Source organism: Jeotgalibacillus sp. JSM ZJ347 (assembly GCF_044383825.1).
Lineage (GTDB): Bacteria > Bacillota > Bacilli > Bacillales > Jeotgalibacillaceae > Jeotgalibacillus.
The window spans coordinates 57826-71461 of the sequence record NZ_JBISEN010000004.1 but is presented as its reverse complement, the minus strand read 5'-3'; the positions used below and the strand labels follow the sequence as shown (position 1 = coordinate 71461).

At 42.5% G+C, this 13636-nt stretch carries 15 protein-coding genes; 3 read left to right on the top strand and 12 right to left on the bottom strand.

Annotation, left to right across the window (positions count from 1 at the left end):
* Positions 1-175 precede the first annotated feature (175 nt).
* The 3 genes from ACH6CZ_RS12910 to ACH6CZ_RS12900 all read right to left on the bottom strand — a co-directional run bounded on the left by ACH6CZ_RS12910 (position 176) and on the right by ACH6CZ_RS12900 (position 2907).
* A complete protein-coding gene (locus ACH6CZ_RS12910; protein ID WP_374097881.1) occupies positions 176-805 on the bottom strand; it encodes an HAD family hydrolase in 630 nt (209 codons plus the stop codon).
* A 109-nt stretch (positions 806-914) separates the two neighbouring features.
* On the bottom strand, positions 915-2429 hold the full coding sequence (locus tag ACH6CZ_RS12905) for a UDP-N-acetylmuramoyl-L-alanyl-D-glutamate--2,6-diaminopimelate ligase (RefSeq protein ID WP_374097880.1): 1515 nt from the start codon (positions 2427-2429) through the stop codon (positions 915-917).
* Positions 2430-2541: 112 nt separating this feature from the next.
* Positions 2542-2907, bottom strand: coding sequence for a VOC family protein (locus ACH6CZ_RS12900; RefSeq protein WP_374097879.1), 366 nt, complete (start codon positions 2905-2907; stop codon positions 2542-2544).
* Between the two features lie 124 nt (positions 2908-3031).
* Here ACH6CZ_RS12900 and ACH6CZ_RS12895 point away from each other — a divergent pair, with 124 nt between their 5' ends.
* Positions 3032-3523: a GNAT family N-acetyltransferase gene (locus tag ACH6CZ_RS12895; protein WP_374097878.1), complete on the top strand. Its 492-nt coding sequence runs from the start codon at positions 3032-3034 to the stop codon at positions 3521-3523.
* 73 nt (positions 3524-3596) lie between these two features.
* On the opposite strand, the gene ACH6CZ_RS12890 is transcribed toward ACH6CZ_RS12895, so the two are convergent.
* From ACH6CZ_RS12890 to ACH6CZ_RS12850, 9 genes are all read right to left on the bottom strand, one after another.
* On the bottom strand, positions 3597-3728 hold the full coding sequence (locus ACH6CZ_RS12890; protein WP_374097877.1) for a hypothetical protein: 132 nt from the start codon (positions 3726-3728) through the stop codon (positions 3597-3599).
* Positions 3729-3812: 84 nt separating this feature from the next.
* Complete coding sequence (gene asnB / locus ACH6CZ_RS12885; protein ID WP_374097876.1) at positions 3813-5648, bottom strand: asparagine synthase (glutamine-hydrolyzing); 1836 nt, start codon at positions 5646-5648, stop codon at positions 3813-3815.
* Positions 5649-5751: 103 nt separating this feature from the next.
* On the bottom strand, positions 5752-6579 hold the full coding sequence (locus ACH6CZ_RS12880; protein ID WP_374097875.1) for a GNAT family N-acetyltransferase: 828 nt from the start codon (positions 6577-6579) through the stop codon (positions 5752-5754).
* Between the two features lie 61 nt (positions 6580-6640).
* On the bottom strand, positions 6641-7024 hold the full coding sequence (locus tag ACH6CZ_RS12875) for a DUF302 domain-containing protein (protein WP_374097874.1): 384 nt from the start codon (positions 7022-7024) through the stop codon (positions 6641-6643).
* A gap of 61 nt (positions 7025-7085) precedes the next feature.
* Positions 7086-8648 (bottom strand): ribosomal protection-like ABC-F family protein, encoded by a 1563-nt coding sequence (gene abc-f, locus ACH6CZ_RS12870; protein WP_374097873.1) that lies wholly within the window; start codon positions 8646-8648, stop codon positions 7086-7088.
* A 482-nt stretch (positions 8649-9130) separates the two neighbouring features.
* Positions 9131-9910 (bottom strand): sulfite exporter TauE/SafE family protein, encoded by a 780-nt coding sequence (locus tag ACH6CZ_RS12865; protein ID WP_374097872.1) that lies wholly within the window; start codon positions 9908-9910, stop codon positions 9131-9133.
* Between the two features lie 30 nt (positions 9911-9940).
* Positions 9941-10417 (bottom strand): DsrE/DsrF/DrsH-like family protein, encoded by a 477-nt coding sequence (locus ACH6CZ_RS12860; protein ID WP_374097871.1) that lies wholly within the window; start codon positions 10415-10417, stop codon positions 9941-9943.
* A 57-nt stretch (positions 10418-10474) separates the two neighbouring features.
* Positions 10475-10738: a metal-sensitive transcriptional regulator gene (locus tag ACH6CZ_RS12855; RefSeq protein ID WP_374097870.1), complete on the bottom strand. Its 264-nt coding sequence runs from the start codon at positions 10736-10738 to the stop codon at positions 10475-10477.
* Positions 10739-10918: 180 nt separating this feature from the next.
* Positions 10919-11731, bottom strand: a complete 813-nt coding sequence (locus tag ACH6CZ_RS12850; RefSeq protein WP_374097869.1) for an STAS domain-containing protein — start codon at positions 11729-11731, stop codon at positions 10919-10921.
* A 147-nt stretch (positions 11732-11878) separates the two neighbouring features.
* Here ACH6CZ_RS12850 and ACH6CZ_RS12845 point away from each other — a divergent pair, with 147 nt between their 5' ends.
* Positions 11879-13096, top strand: a complete 1218-nt coding sequence (locus ACH6CZ_RS12845) for an MFS transporter (RefSeq protein ID WP_374097868.1) — start codon at positions 11879-11881, stop codon at positions 13094-13096.
* A 47-nt stretch (positions 13097-13143) separates the two neighbouring features.
* Positions 13144-13530, top strand: a complete 387-nt coding sequence (locus tag ACH6CZ_RS12840; RefSeq protein WP_374097867.1) for a sporulation protein — start codon at positions 13144-13146, stop codon at positions 13528-13530.
* Positions 13531-13636: the final 106 nt, after the last annotated feature.

The following is a 13636-nucleotide window of genomic DNA, read 5'->3' as shown; positions in this document are numbered from 1 at the left end:
ATTGAATAAGTAAAAATATGACAAATAAATCCAACAGGTGATAGATAAAACCGAATTGGTAATAGAATTAACCAGTTGCCCCTTTTAAATCCGCCGTCCACTCTCCCGCTGCCGGTAACCTCAACATGTTAAAAGCGGTCATTCACCCATCCGGAATGACCGCTTTGTTCTTTTCTCAACTTATAATCGAACGTACTTCGTCAATGCTGCCGATACGATAATCTGCCTGAGCGGCTTCCTCATCTGTGCCAAACCCATATGTACAGTAAATCACAGGAATGTCGTGCTCTTTTGCAGCTTCTATATCAGAATAACGATCCCCAACAAGATACGCTTCTGTTTTCCCAAACTTTTCAAAATGCGCAGCCAGTACGTCACCTTTTTTCTCACCGTGAATTGTGCCAAGGCACAGCGGTTCTGAAAAATACCGTCTGATTTCCTGCGTATCTAGAATCATATCAAGATAATGTGTCCCACAGTTTGAAGCAGTCGATAATGTATGTCCGTCCTGCTTTAACTGCTGTAAGGTTTCTTTTACACCTGGAAAAAGGAGATCTTTACCCTTCACCAGCTGATCAAGAAATTCGCTTCTCCGCCGTCTGATAATCGTGATCTCCTGTGGAGAAGCGTCAGGTACAACCTTTGCCCAAAAGTCATTACCGGTTAAGCCGTATGCCGACTGAAGTGTTTCTTTTGCCGGCTCCTGAATATGCGGCATATCCTCTACTGCCAGATGCAGAGCCTGAAGTAAATAGTCAGTGGAATCGATGATGGTGCCATCAAGATCAAATAATATCAGTGCCACATTTTTATCCTCCTGTTTGATTCATTTATTTATTATTATTGCATACTTTTGCTGAGAAGGAAAAAAATGATCGAATGTTCACAATACTTTCCGATTCTGATGAACGGACTTATTTACATTGCTCGATCCCATGACTTTCGGTCTTTTGCAGCCGTTTAAAATAATCTTTGATGATCTCTTCATCTGAATGAGGGATATATTCACCTTTTATGATTTGTGCACCGTTAATGCATCCGCTTGTTAATAAAATGATATCCCCTTCTTCTGACTGCGCGAGCGCTTTTAATACGCCCTCTTTTCTGGTCAGGGAAGTGGAAATAGACTTGTGATAAGGATTATTAAAGCCGGTCATCACCTGATCTACTACCTTTTGCGGATCGTGGTCTCCCGGATGATCAACCGTTACAACAATATTGTCTGCATGCCCTTCAGCTGTTTCAGCCATTTTCGGCATCTTATTAAAATCGCGGATACCGATTCCTGCGATCATTGCAATACACTTATTGTGAGGAAGCTTTTTCGCTTCATTCAGGAGGCTATTCAGCGCAACAGGTGTGTGGGCATAGTCAATGATAATTTTGCGCCCTCCGTATTTCTCAATGACCTGAAAACGACCCTTGGGATTTTCAATACTTTTTAATACAGGAATCACCTGGTCAAGCTGTAAACCGTGGTGAAGCGCTGTACCAATTGCACTTAACAGGTTATGCACATTGTAGTTCCCATAGACGGATGAATTCACAAGGTAGGACTGACCATTTACAATCAACTCAAACATTGTACCTTCTTCAGCCACATGACAATTATCAGCAATCAGATCCGCTCCGGAATGTCGGTCCAGACTGTACGTGATAAGGTCACCTTCAAATCGCTCTGTCAGCTCTCTGCCCATTTCATCATCTATATTCACAACAGCAGTGTCAGCCTGATCAAAAAGCTTCATTTTCGCTTCTTTGTAGTGGGCAAACGTTTTGTGATATTCAAGATGTTCAGCAGATATGTTCGTGTGAATCGCTGTGTCAAAGCTGATGCCCGCTACCCTTTTCTGATCTATCGCAATAGATGAAACTTCCATGACAACCGCTTCATCCTGTCTTTTAACCAGCTCATGAAAAATCGCGTGCAGGTCTGATGCTTCAGGTGTAGTCGGCGTGCTTTTCTTATACACAATCTCTTCCTGAGAAGAAAAAATACCGTTCGTCCCGATTGAACCGGTCCTGATCCCGCATTGTGTCAGCAATGATTTCACAAATGCAGCTACAGTTGTTTTACCATTTGTCCCTGTAACACCAATCGTTTTAATTTTATGGTCAGGCTGCTGATAAAAATGAATCGCAAACCTGGCCAGTGCTTCACGGTCATCAGTAACGATTGCAAATGAGCGATCCTGAAAACGGGCCGCAGCACTTTTAATCACATCTTCTTCTGTTCCAATAATGACTGATGCGCCGTTTGCGATTGCTTCTTCTAAGTGATCATGGCCATTGGTATTTTCACCCTTCATACAAAAAAATACACTGTCCTTCGCAGCTTGCCTGGAATCGTAACTAATATGTGTGACCTGCTTTACCGGATCATTATAATAAGCAGTTATAAACATTAATTCATTTAAATGAATAAGCATGTTTCATCCCCTGTCTCTTTTTCTGATACATATCCTTTCCCCTAATTTCGACAGAAAATGCATGTTTGCTTATATTTAATTTAATGGATACGAAGATTATTAAAAAACGCGCTTAACGATTATCACATTCGCATACCATCAGTACATTTCCATCGGGATCTTCAAACGTGAAAAACTCCCCAAATTCAACCTCCCCTATATTATTTGCCTCAAAGTCCTGTACATACGCATAGCTCTCCTGAATGTCAGTAGTATTAAAGTGAAATAATGGTGCGCGATGCTTGCGGTATTTTTTATAAATTTTCTGGTCAAGCACAATATTATGACCGTCCTGCAGCCTCAGTACATATAGATGACCGTTGACGATTTCTTCAGTTGGCTTAATATTCAATAGTCCGCAATACCAGTCTCTTGCTGCCTCAACGTCTTTTACCGGAATAAATGTAGCGCCAATCTTAGGCTGAATAGGGTGATTCATTTAAATCCCTCCTCAAAGTTCGTTGATACCCATTTCCTTACAAACACCTGATTTTCCTGCACATCTGTTCAATTTCAGGGAAGTGTTTTAAGATAGATAAAAAAGTGAAATTCCGGAGGGTATTATGACAGTTATCAGAAAAGCAAGTGAAGCCGATATTCCGGCGATGAACGACATTTACAATCAGGCGGTGCTTGAAACCGTTGCAACATTTGATTTGAATCCACATACGATCGAACAGCGGTCAGACTGGTTCAGCCGTTATCAGGACCGCTATCCGCTTTTTGTTGCAGAGATAAATGGAGAGGTTGCAGGTTATGGCAGCCTGAGTTCATTTCGTGATAAAGAAGCATTTATAGATACTGTAGAGCTCTCAATTTATCTGTCTCCAAGTTTTCAGGGGAACGGGTTAGGTAAAAAAATGATGAATGTATTGATTGAGGATGCGAAAAAGCGCGGTTTCCATACGATTATCAGCAGTATCACAGGCGGGAATGAAGTAAGCGTTCGCCTGCACAAGCGGTTCGGATTTGAATTTGTAGGGAATTTCAAAGAGGTTGGTTATAAGTTTGGGGAATGGCAGGATGTGCATTTTTATCAGTTGATTTTGAAGTGAGATTTGACAGGACTGCGGTATAACGTTGGGCAGAAACCGAGGAGGGCCGGTGGATTCGATCATCTTTTGAATTTTATCTATCGGCTCCGGTGATGATTGCGTCATCTTTCAGGTGAATTCGCATTGCGCCCGGTCTGCAGACGATGATTACGTCACCAATCCACATCATTCTATCACCAATCGCCTTTATTCCATCACCGTTCACATGATTCAGCCACGGAGTGCTATGACACTGACACTCCTATCCACATATAAAAGCGGAAGCACAGCGCTTCCGCTTTTTACATGTCTACATATCCATTTTCACGCCATACATCTCAAACCATTCATCCACCTGGACCAGGTACGCAATCAGCTGAGGTCCTTTCATCAGCTGACCGAACCATGGCACTTTAAATGAAGCACCATCTGTCCGGATCAGCTCCTCAAGTTTACTGCGATCGAACAGCACTGGCAGAACCGAGCTGCTTTTTGCAATACGGTCGCTGAGCATTTGCTTAACCGCATCTGTATAAGCCGGGTGATACGTTTTTGGATAAGGACTTTTCTTGCGATAGAGCACCTCATTAGGCAGCAGCCCTTCAAGTGCTTTACGCAGTATACCTTTTTCCTTCCCGCCAAGCTGCTTCATCTGCCACGGTATGTTCCACGCATATTCAACGATTCTGTGATCTGCAAACGGGACACGTACTTCAAGTCCCGCTGCCATACTCATGCGGTCTTTGCGGTCTAACAGCGTGGTCATAAAGCTGATCATGTTCAGGTATGCCATTTCTCTGCGCTTTTGTGTCAGGGCAACTTCTCCGTCCTGCTGCGGCGTTTCCGCTCTGATTGCCCGGCTTTGTTCGAGAAGATATTGATCGAGTTCAAGCTTTTTATGCCACTCCGTGAGCATGAAGGCTTCTCTTTCTTTTACGGAAGTAATCCATGGGAACCCTTCCTGCGTCAGCAGTTTTTCCTGCTGAAACCACGGATAACCCCCAAAGATTTCATCTGCACATTCACCGCTGAGCGCGACGGTGAAATCCTTTTTAATCTGCTCACAAAACCATAATAAAGAAGAATCAATATCAGCCATCCCGGGCAGATCACGCGCACGCACAGCATCCTTCAGTCGTGCTGCAAGGTCAGTCTGGGAGATGACCTGATCATGATGAATAGAAGAAAGGTGTGCTGACATTTTTTGAATCCATGGTCCGTCATCACTCGGCTTGAAGAGGTCAGGCTGGTAATGCAGGTCGTTTTCTTCATAGCTGATTGAGCACGTATGAAGCTTTTCATTCAACTGTAAAGCAGCTGCGGCACTGATAGCACTCGAATCTACTCCGCCTGATAAGAACGTGCAGATCGGTTTATCAGAAACCAGCTGTCTGCTGACTGTATCCTCAAACAGCTCCCGCAAGTAAACAGCTGTTTCCTGCTCTGTATGCTGATGATTCATACTTTTCACATTCCAGTACCGCCACTTTTTCAAACCTGTCCTTGTGTATTTGAAAGCATGAGCAGGTCTGAGCTCATCTATCTCTTTAAATACGCCACTTCCCGGCTTGCGCGACGGGCCCATACTTAATAATTCCTGCATCCCCTCAAGTGTAATCCGCGCCTGCTGATCAGGGTGTGCCAGAATCGCTTTTAACTCGGAGCCAAAGATCAGCTCCCCTTCTTTTTCTACATAAAAAAACGGCTTCACCCCAAGTCTGTCACGTGCCCCGAAGCACTCTTCACGCTTGTGATCCCAAACCGCAAATGCAAATATACCGTTAAATCGTTCCGGACATTCCTCCCGCCATTCAATATAGGACCTCAGGACAACTTCTGTATCGGATCTTGAGGTAAATGAATGGCCTTTTCTTTCCAGTTCATCTCTGATCTCATCGGTATTGTATAATTCACCGTTATAAATTAATGTATACTCTCCTGCACCGGTTCTGATATTCATCGGCTGCGCGCCACCTGCCGGGTCTATGACCGTCAGACGCGTGTGCCCGAACAATGCATGATGCATTGCTTTGATTCCAAATGCATCAGGCCCTCTTTTATCAAGTGTACTGACCATTTTTTCGATTGTTTGCCATTCACTTGTCAGCGGACGCTTCCAGCTGATCCAGCCCGTAATTCCACACATATACCGCCACCGCCTTTCACCAGGCATTATATGCGCGGAAAAAAATGATTAGAACGTATAGCGGGCGACCTTTTCACCATCATTCATAGAGGCGGGCACTCATTTAATCATTCTCATTTTTATATGCCTTGATTAGTTCTTCAATGGAGATTCCGTCAATTGTCATTCCGGATATATTGCAGTTTTCAAGCGCCACACCTGACATATCTGATGTTTTGAAGACAGATCTGCTGAGATCAGCGAACCAGAACGTAGCATTTTGAACAGTAGAATCCGCAATAATGCTGTCAGATAAATTAACGTTTTGCAGTTTTGTCTGTTGCATCGCTGCATTTGAAATATTTAATGACCTGATGTTTGCATCTGTCACTTTCACGTCCGTTGCTTGTATCGATATTAATTCTGCACCGGTATAATCCTGATCCTGTCTCTGCATATCGTTCTTTACATACGTATCAGACACTGAGGACTTTTTCTCAAACATGAGCTCTTCTGTTTCCCATACACATTCATAACCAACAGATTCGTAAAAATACCGGTTGCCGGTCTGCTTTGCTGACGTTTCAAGCTGCCAACGCGTTACTTTAGAATAGTTGTTTTCTATTAAACGGATTGCTTCTTTTCCAATCCCCTTCCCCTGCAGCTCAGGGTCTATAAAAATACGATCAATCCTGGCATAGCCGGAAGCAGGAATGGTTAACACCGCCCCGCCGACTAAAACCTCGTCTTCATATATGCCATATGTATCAAGGTGTGTGATCATGTAGGTCATCATATCTTCTGAATCATATCCTGGCGGCTGTATATTTGCATCTTCTTCGCCGTCAGTAAGCCATCTTGCTGCTTCCCGATTAAAAACTTCTGATGATAATGCCGTAAGCTCCTTTACCATTGATTCGTCTGCTTTTACTAATCTGATTGATTGTTCCATTCAATATTTCCTCCATTAAAATAGACAGCGCAAAAGAGCGCTGCCGTCCCTTTGTTCTTTTTTACACACTTTTATCCATACAGCCGATCAGTCTTTCTTCAATATCCGCTGCAAGTTTTTTAATCTCTTCATCCTCTACCATCTGGATCAGAGAAGTCGGCTTTGGCATCCCTATTTTTGTCGTGCCATTTTCATCATATACAACCATCTTGCACGGCAGGAAATAGCCTGCAAGTAAGTTCTTTTCCAGTACATTTTTCGCTTCTTTCGGGTTACATACTTCAAGCACATGGAATGTCTGATCAAAGTCCAGTCCTTTTTCCTGCAGCTTGTTTCTAATATCAAACTGCCATAGAACACCGAATTGTTCCTCTTTCAGATTGTTTTCAAGTGTTGTCATTGCCTCTTCAACTGACTGCGTTGTTTCTACTGTGTAATGAAACATCCTGATACCCCTTTCTGATTTAAAGTCACACCCTTACAATACCCTGATACGTATCGTTTAATCAGAAATCAGTGTTCGTTTTTTTTCTGAGGAGCTGTTGAAACTCACGATCCAGCTCTTCACTTGGATCCATGCTGAGGCGGCTTAACACTTCAGTGATTTTCGTTTCAACTTTCAATAACTCATCTGAGGTATCATCCTGTTCTTTCGGTTCATGCTGCGAATACTCCTGCAAATTCCCGTCAAAAATAGTCAGCTTCCCATTTTTAATTTCCAGCACTCTTTCCGCAAGCTTAGAGACCATTTTCCGATCATGGGAAATGAATAATACAGTTCCCCGGTATTCCTTCAGCAGCCCTTCCAGCGCTTCCACTGCATCAATATCCAGGAAGTTGGTCGGCTCATCCATAACCAATACATTCAAATCACTGACAAAGATTTTAGCAAAAGCAACCTTTACTCTTTCTCCGCCTGACAAAACATGCACCGGTTTGAATACATCATCCCTGTAGAAGTGGAGACGCGCCAGAATCGTTCTAACAATGTCTTCTGTCTGAATGGCATCCTCCATCACATTTTCAAGGATGGTTTTATCAGGCTTCAGGATATCAAGGTTCTGGCTGAAGTAACCAAACTTCACTGCAGGTGACACCGTGATCCCTTCACGTTTGGCAAGAATTGATCTGATCAGAGTGGTTTTACCGGTTCCATTACCACCAATCAGCGCTGTTTTCTGACCGCCCTTCAAATAAAAAGGCTGAAGATCAAATAGTGTTTTGCTGCCTGCTTTGATCGTCTGTTCTTCGAATCTGATAATCGGTCTGCCCTTCATATCAGATTCATTCGGCAGCGTCATCTTAATCGGCGGTGCTTCTTTTGGACGCTCGACTTTTTCCATTTGTCCGAGTCTGGTTTCAAGTGCTTTTGCGGTCTGCCTCAGCTTTTTTTGCTTCTTTGCAAAGTATGGTTTTGCGTTTTTATGCTCAGATGCTGTTCCATCAGTCGGTCTTTTTGTCGCCCGCTTAGCACGCTTTTCTTTTTCTTCGATGGCAGCCTCAAGCTGTTTTTTCTGCCGCTCATACTGTTCATGCGCTGCTTCTACCTGTCGCACTTCAAGCTGCTTCTGATCAGCATAATCCTGATAATTGCCTTTATATTCTTTCAGACCGCCATCACTGATTTCCCAGATCCTCGTACAAAGCAGGTCCAGAAATGTCCGGTCATGTGAAACAAGCACCATTGAGCCTTTAAAACGTTTCAAATGCTGTTCGAGTGTGCGCACGCGCTCCACATCAAGGTTTGTAGTTGGTTCGTCAGCAAGCAATAATTCAGGATCTTCTGCAAATGCCTGATTAATATAAGCCTGCGTGACCTCTCCTCCACTTTGAACCGTATCCGTATTTTTCAGCTGCGGAAGGAGTGTAATATGCCCGTTTCTGAATATCTCTCCTGCGTCCGGCTTCAGCTGTCCGCTGATCAGATGTAAAAGTGTGGATTTCCCTGACCCATTTTTTCCAACTAGCCCGATCCGGTCTCCCTTTCTGATTTCAAGTTCTTTTATCTCAAAAAGCTGTCTTTCTCTGACTGAATAGCTGACGTCTTTGATTGCGCATAATATTGTCAAAAAATCATCCCCTGTTTTTCATTATGTCGGGGACAAAAAATGCCCCCTATCCGCTTAACGAATAGGAGGCATGGGCGTACGCAAATAGACCACGACAGTTGCCGTGAAACGTATGTACCCGGTGTGAAAAGCCTAATCCTATTTGGAAAACGGATGATTTGTATGAAGACAGACTGGTTGCGTTTGCCTTTCATCACTACATTCATCTTTGTTTTCAAAAATAGAATTAGTTCCACATTCTCCCGGGTCACCCTTCCGTTATTTGTTAGCACTATCTTATGGCACATAGTTATTTTCTGTCAAGAAATTTTAGGAAGCAGGAAAGCGGTTTCAGGACAATTCAGGGTATGTTCAGGAGATTTATTCGCAGGATCATGAGATTAACCCGACCGTTCAGGAGATCGTGCCATTTGACCTGCAACATTTCCCACAAAAAAATCCGGATCACCCGGAACAATAAGTTTCCAGGATCACCAGACCGTTTACAATATAATATCCAGCCAGATTTTAATGGCAGTCGCTAAAATAATCAGCGCCAGTAAAATCTGCAATATTTTTGTATTCATTTTCTTACCTAATTTAGCACCAAGAGGCGCTGCAATCAGGCTGGCTACCACCATGACCAGTGCAGGCACATAATCTACCTGTCCGGTGGTTACTTTTCCAATCGTTGTTCCGATCGACGCGATAAATGTAATGGCAAGTGAAGACGCAATCGTCACGCGTGTTGGAATCTTCAGGACAACCAGCATAATTGGAACAAGCAGGAACGCACCTGCTGCACCTACAATCCCGGCACTGATCCCGACAACAAATGCTAAAATTGCTGCAAGCCATTTATTAAAGGTAATCTGATCAAAAGGCGTATCCTCGCGACCTTTTTTAGGAACAAACATCATGATGGCTGCAATCAGCGCAAGTACGCCATACACAGTATTAATGGCTGCTTCAGACATCGCATCCGAACCGACACCGCCAATCAGACTCCCGATCAGGACGCTGACACCCATATACACAATTAGCGTTTTATTTAAATAACCACCTTTACGGTATGCCCATACACCACCAATGGTAGCAAAGAACACCTGTACTGCAGAGATCCCGGCAACTTCATGAGCTGAAAATGCTGCAAGTCCGAATAACGGTGGAATATAAAGCAGCATCGGATATTTAATAATCGAGCCGCCAATGCCAAGCATTCCTGAAATATATGATCCTGCAAATCCAATTAAAAATAATACGATAAATAATTCAATACTCAAATCTTACACCTCCCGGCTGCTCTTTTAAGATTAGATAAACAGATTTACATTTCCGTCTTCTGCATCTGCCAGGTAGGCTGCAACGCCTGCATATTCAATTTCTTCAAGCAGTTCTTCCTTATGAAGACCTAAAAGATCCATTGTCATTGTACATGCAACAAGCTTAACATCCTGTTCCTGCGCCATTTCAATCAGGTTCGGCAGTTCCATTGCATTGTGCTTTTTCATGACACTTTTAATCATTTTCTGTCCAAGACCACCAAAGTTCATTTTTGATAGACCCATTTTATCTGCACCCTTAGGCATCATGTTGCCAAACATTTTTTCCATGCCGCTCTTCTTAACTTCAACATCTCCGTCTTTACGAAGCGCGTTCAGTCCCCAGAATGTATGAAAAATGGTTACTTCATGATCATAAGCTGCTGCTCCGTTTGCAATAATATAAGCAGCCATCGCTTTGTCGTAGTCACCGCTGAATAATACAATCGTTGTTCTTTTCTTTTCCATGAATAAAAATCCTCCTAAAATTAATTACCCCCAAGGGTATTATATTCTTCAAAAAAATTACCTGCTCTTCACAAGCAGGTTCACCGCTTCCTTGATTACATCATCCGGTTCGCGATCATCGTCTTCTCTCGCTTCTCTTACACACGATACCAGATTTTCACTTACGACTAATCCGATTGTCCGGTCAATCGCTGTACGAATGGCTGACAGCTGTGTAACGACATCCTTACAATCTTTTTCTTCTTCCATCATTGCAAGTACCCCGCGGAGCTGACCTTCTACTCTTTTTAACCGGTGAATAGACTGTTTTGAGTAATCCATGAAGTGAACCTCCCTTGCTTGTTCATGATTGATTACAAGACTTATAATATACCCAACGGGGTATAAAGTCAAGGGGTGTGATTGTATTTTTTCTTTATTAAAATTGGCTGGTAATTTACGATTCAGGCGCAGCGCAACGAATAAAGAGCCCAAGACAAAATGTCTCAAGCCCTTCACAAGTTAAATCGATAATCCTTCTATCGCCGTTTTTAAGTTTTTACGGATTGTCATACCCTCGAATTTAATACCGATTTCCACGACAGCCTGGGCGATTTCAGGGCGTAGTCCGGTCAGAATGGTTTTTACACCGATCAGTTTGAGTGAATCAATAACTTGAGATAATTCATTGGCCACCATCGTATCTACTGTCGGCACACCTGACAAGTCCAGAATTAAAGTTGAGTTGCGCAGTTCAATACATTTATGAAGTGCGACTTCTTTTAATATTTTTGCACGGTCATCATCAAGCTCACCGATCAACGGGAGGATTGCAACATCATCATTTAACCCTACAACCGGAACTGAGTATTCCATTACACTGCTTTGTGCTTTTTTCATGTACTGGCGGTAATCTTCAACATAAGCCATACAGAATTCGCGTCCCGCTTTATTAATGACGGGTTCAATATTATAGTTAATCGCTGTAATTTCTTCAGCTGTAAAGTTCCACTCGCTTTGTTTCTCAGACATCAGTTTCCATATCAACATTCTCAGCTGGGAAAGGATACCGAGACCGTCATCAAGCTCAATACCTCTTTGAACTGCTGACTCACCTGTTTTTCTGGCCCAGTCAATGACCTGTTCCTCAAGGCCTGAGGTTTCATTTTGCTTTATGGCTGTACCAATATAGGAGATCAGGTCACTTTGAAGGTCAATCAGTTTCATTTCATCTTTCTTCGACAGTGACAATTCAGGGCTTCCCCCATCAAGCTTTAATGCTAATTCGTGCCTGTTTTCAAGTATGTACGAACCAAGTTGATCATGAGCTTTCATTCACTATTCCCCCCTGGTGTTGTCGAATCTTTACATATAATGTTCTCTTATTTTAACTAAAAAGTAAATGCAAATTATTATATAGACAAACGAAATAGTTTACTCCATACTTTTTCACATAGGTACATATTAGAAAGAAGGTTCGTTATGCTTCGTAATCGTAATGTCTGGATACTTCTCGCAGGTGAATTTATCGCCGGGGTGGGTTTATGGCTCGGTATTATCGGAAACCTGGAATTTATGCAGGAAAAGGTTCCGTCTGATTTTGTAAAATCACTTATTTTGGGTGCAGGACTTCTGGCAAGTATTCTGATTGGACCGCTTGCCGGTAAATTGACTGACCAGTTACACAAGAAAACGGTCATGCTCGCTTCAGGTTTTGTCAGAGCTTTCAGCGTCATTTTTATGCTGATCGCCATACAGCAGGACTCTATCATATGGATGATTGTTTTCCTGATTTTTATACAGGTAGCCGCAGCGTTTTATTTCCCGGCACTTCAGGCTGCACTGCCGCTTGTAGTAGCAGAACGTGATTTACTGCAGCTGAACGGTATTCATATGAACGTAGCTACACTATCAAGAGTACTCGGTACAGCAGCTGCAGGTGTTCTTGTCGCTCAGCTGCCATTATCAACCGTCTATATCTTATCGCTCGTATCCTATCTTGTTTTGTTTGGATTAACGTGGCTGCTTTCGATTGAAGAACACAAGCCTGCCGAGCTCCCTTCTGAAGGTAAGCGCAGTGCAGGATTTAAAGAAGTATTCCCTATTATAAAGGGGTTACCGATTGTGATGATAACACTCATTTTAACACTCGTACCACTGCTTTTTATCGGCGGGTTTAATCTTGTTGTCATTAATATCAGTGAAATTCAGGACAGTTCAGCCATTAAGGGATGGATTTATACTGCTGAGGGGATCGCTTTTATGGTTGGTGCATTCGTGATCAAAAAGCTGGGAGAAGCTTTTTCTCCTTACACGATTTTGTTCACTTTCTCTTTTGTCATTGGAGTGTCCCAGCTGATTTTATTTTTCGCGGATATTCCATTCCTGACGATTCTCGCATTTATTATATTCGGTTTTGCTGTAGGCTGTTTTTTTCCAACAGCTGCTACAATTTTTCAGACCAGAATCCCAAAAGAGTTTCACGGCAGATTTTTTTCATTCAGAAATATGCTTGACCGGATTGTCTTTCAAGTGGTCCTTTTAATGACAGGGCTATTTCTCGATTTAATCGGACTTGCTTATATGGTGATTGTATTCGGGGTATTCTCACTGCTCATGACCGGGATATTTTATATCAGGTTTGTCAGACTGCAAAACAGTGAGAAACTTGCAGCAACACCTGGTGGTATGATTAAGTGAAACCAAAGAGGCAGTTTATTCGTATCGTATTTAAAGGATGTGACATCATGTTTAAAAAGCTGACGAATCTATTATCTCCTGGGAAGGGAAAAGTTGATTTAGTATTGGATCAAAATGTTCTAATTCCCGGCTCACAAATTACCGGTACATTCTATTTACAGGGACCAAAGAAAAAAAAGAAGGTGTCCCGTCTTGAATGCGACCTTATGGCTTTTGATCCAAAACACCTTGATGAAAAGCCTGTTGAAATTGCGACAACGATCTATATGTCAAAAGAAATTGACGAAAATTTCCATAGAGAAATTCCTTTTAGCTATACGATCCCTGAGCATTTAAAAAATAAAAGTGATCAGTGCCGCTACCGATTCAGAACGAAGTTAATTTTTGAAGATCAGGTACAGTATATTGATCATGATGAACTAAAAGCTAAATAACAGGAAAAAGGGTGGGACAATAATGTCTCACCCTTTAGTCGTTCCGCTGCGCTTCACTAGATTTTTCATGCGATTCTTGTATCATTTTTACATATGGACTGTTTAT

What these genes read in the sequence shown, in the direction of transcription:
- ACH6CZ_RS12905 (WP_374097880.1), bottom strand. Translation starts at nt 2,429, where the DNA reads ATGCTTATTCATTTAAATGAATTAATGTTTATAACTGCTTATTATAAT.
- ACH6CZ_RS12900 (WP_374097879.1), bottom strand. Translation starts at nt 2,907, where the DNA reads ATGAATCACCCTATTCAGCCTAAGATTGGCGCTACATTTATTCCGGTA.
- ACH6CZ_RS12895 (WP_374097878.1), top strand. Translation starts at nt 3,032, where the DNA reads ATGACAGTTATCAGAAAAGCAAGTGAAGCCGATATTCCGGCGATGAAC.
- asnB (WP_374097876.1), bottom strand. Translation starts at nt 5,648, where the DNA reads ATGTGTGGAATTACGGGCTGGATCAGCTGGAAGCGTCCGCTGACAAGT.
- ACH6CZ_RS12880 (WP_374097875.1), bottom strand. Translation starts at nt 6,579, where the DNA reads ATGGAACAATCAATCAGATTAGTAAAAGCAGACGAATCAATGGTAAAG.
- ACH6CZ_RS12875 (WP_374097874.1), bottom strand. Translation starts at nt 7,024, where the DNA reads ATGTTTCATTACACAGTAGAAACAACGCAGTCAGTTGAAGAGGCAATG.
- ACH6CZ_RS12860 (WP_374097871.1), bottom strand. Translation starts at nt 10,417, where the DNA reads ATGGAAAAGAAAAGAACAACGATTGTATTATTCAGCGGTGACTACGAC.
- ACH6CZ_RS12855 (WP_374097870.1), bottom strand. Translation starts at nt 10,738, where the DNA reads ATGGATTACTCAAAACAGTCTATTCACCGGTTAAAAAGAGTAGAAGGT.
- ACH6CZ_RS12850 (WP_374097869.1), bottom strand. Translation starts at nt 11,731, where the DNA reads ATGAAAGCTCATGATCAACTTGGTTCGTACATACTTGAAAACAGGCAC.
- ACH6CZ_RS12845 (WP_374097868.1), top strand. Translation starts at nt 11,879, where the DNA reads ATGCTTCGTAATCGTAATGTCTGGATACTTCTCGCAGGTGAATTTATC.
- ACH6CZ_RS12840 (WP_374097867.1), top strand. Translation starts at nt 13,144, where the DNA reads ATGTTTAAAAAGCTGACGAATCTATTATCTCCTGGGAAGGGAAAAGTT.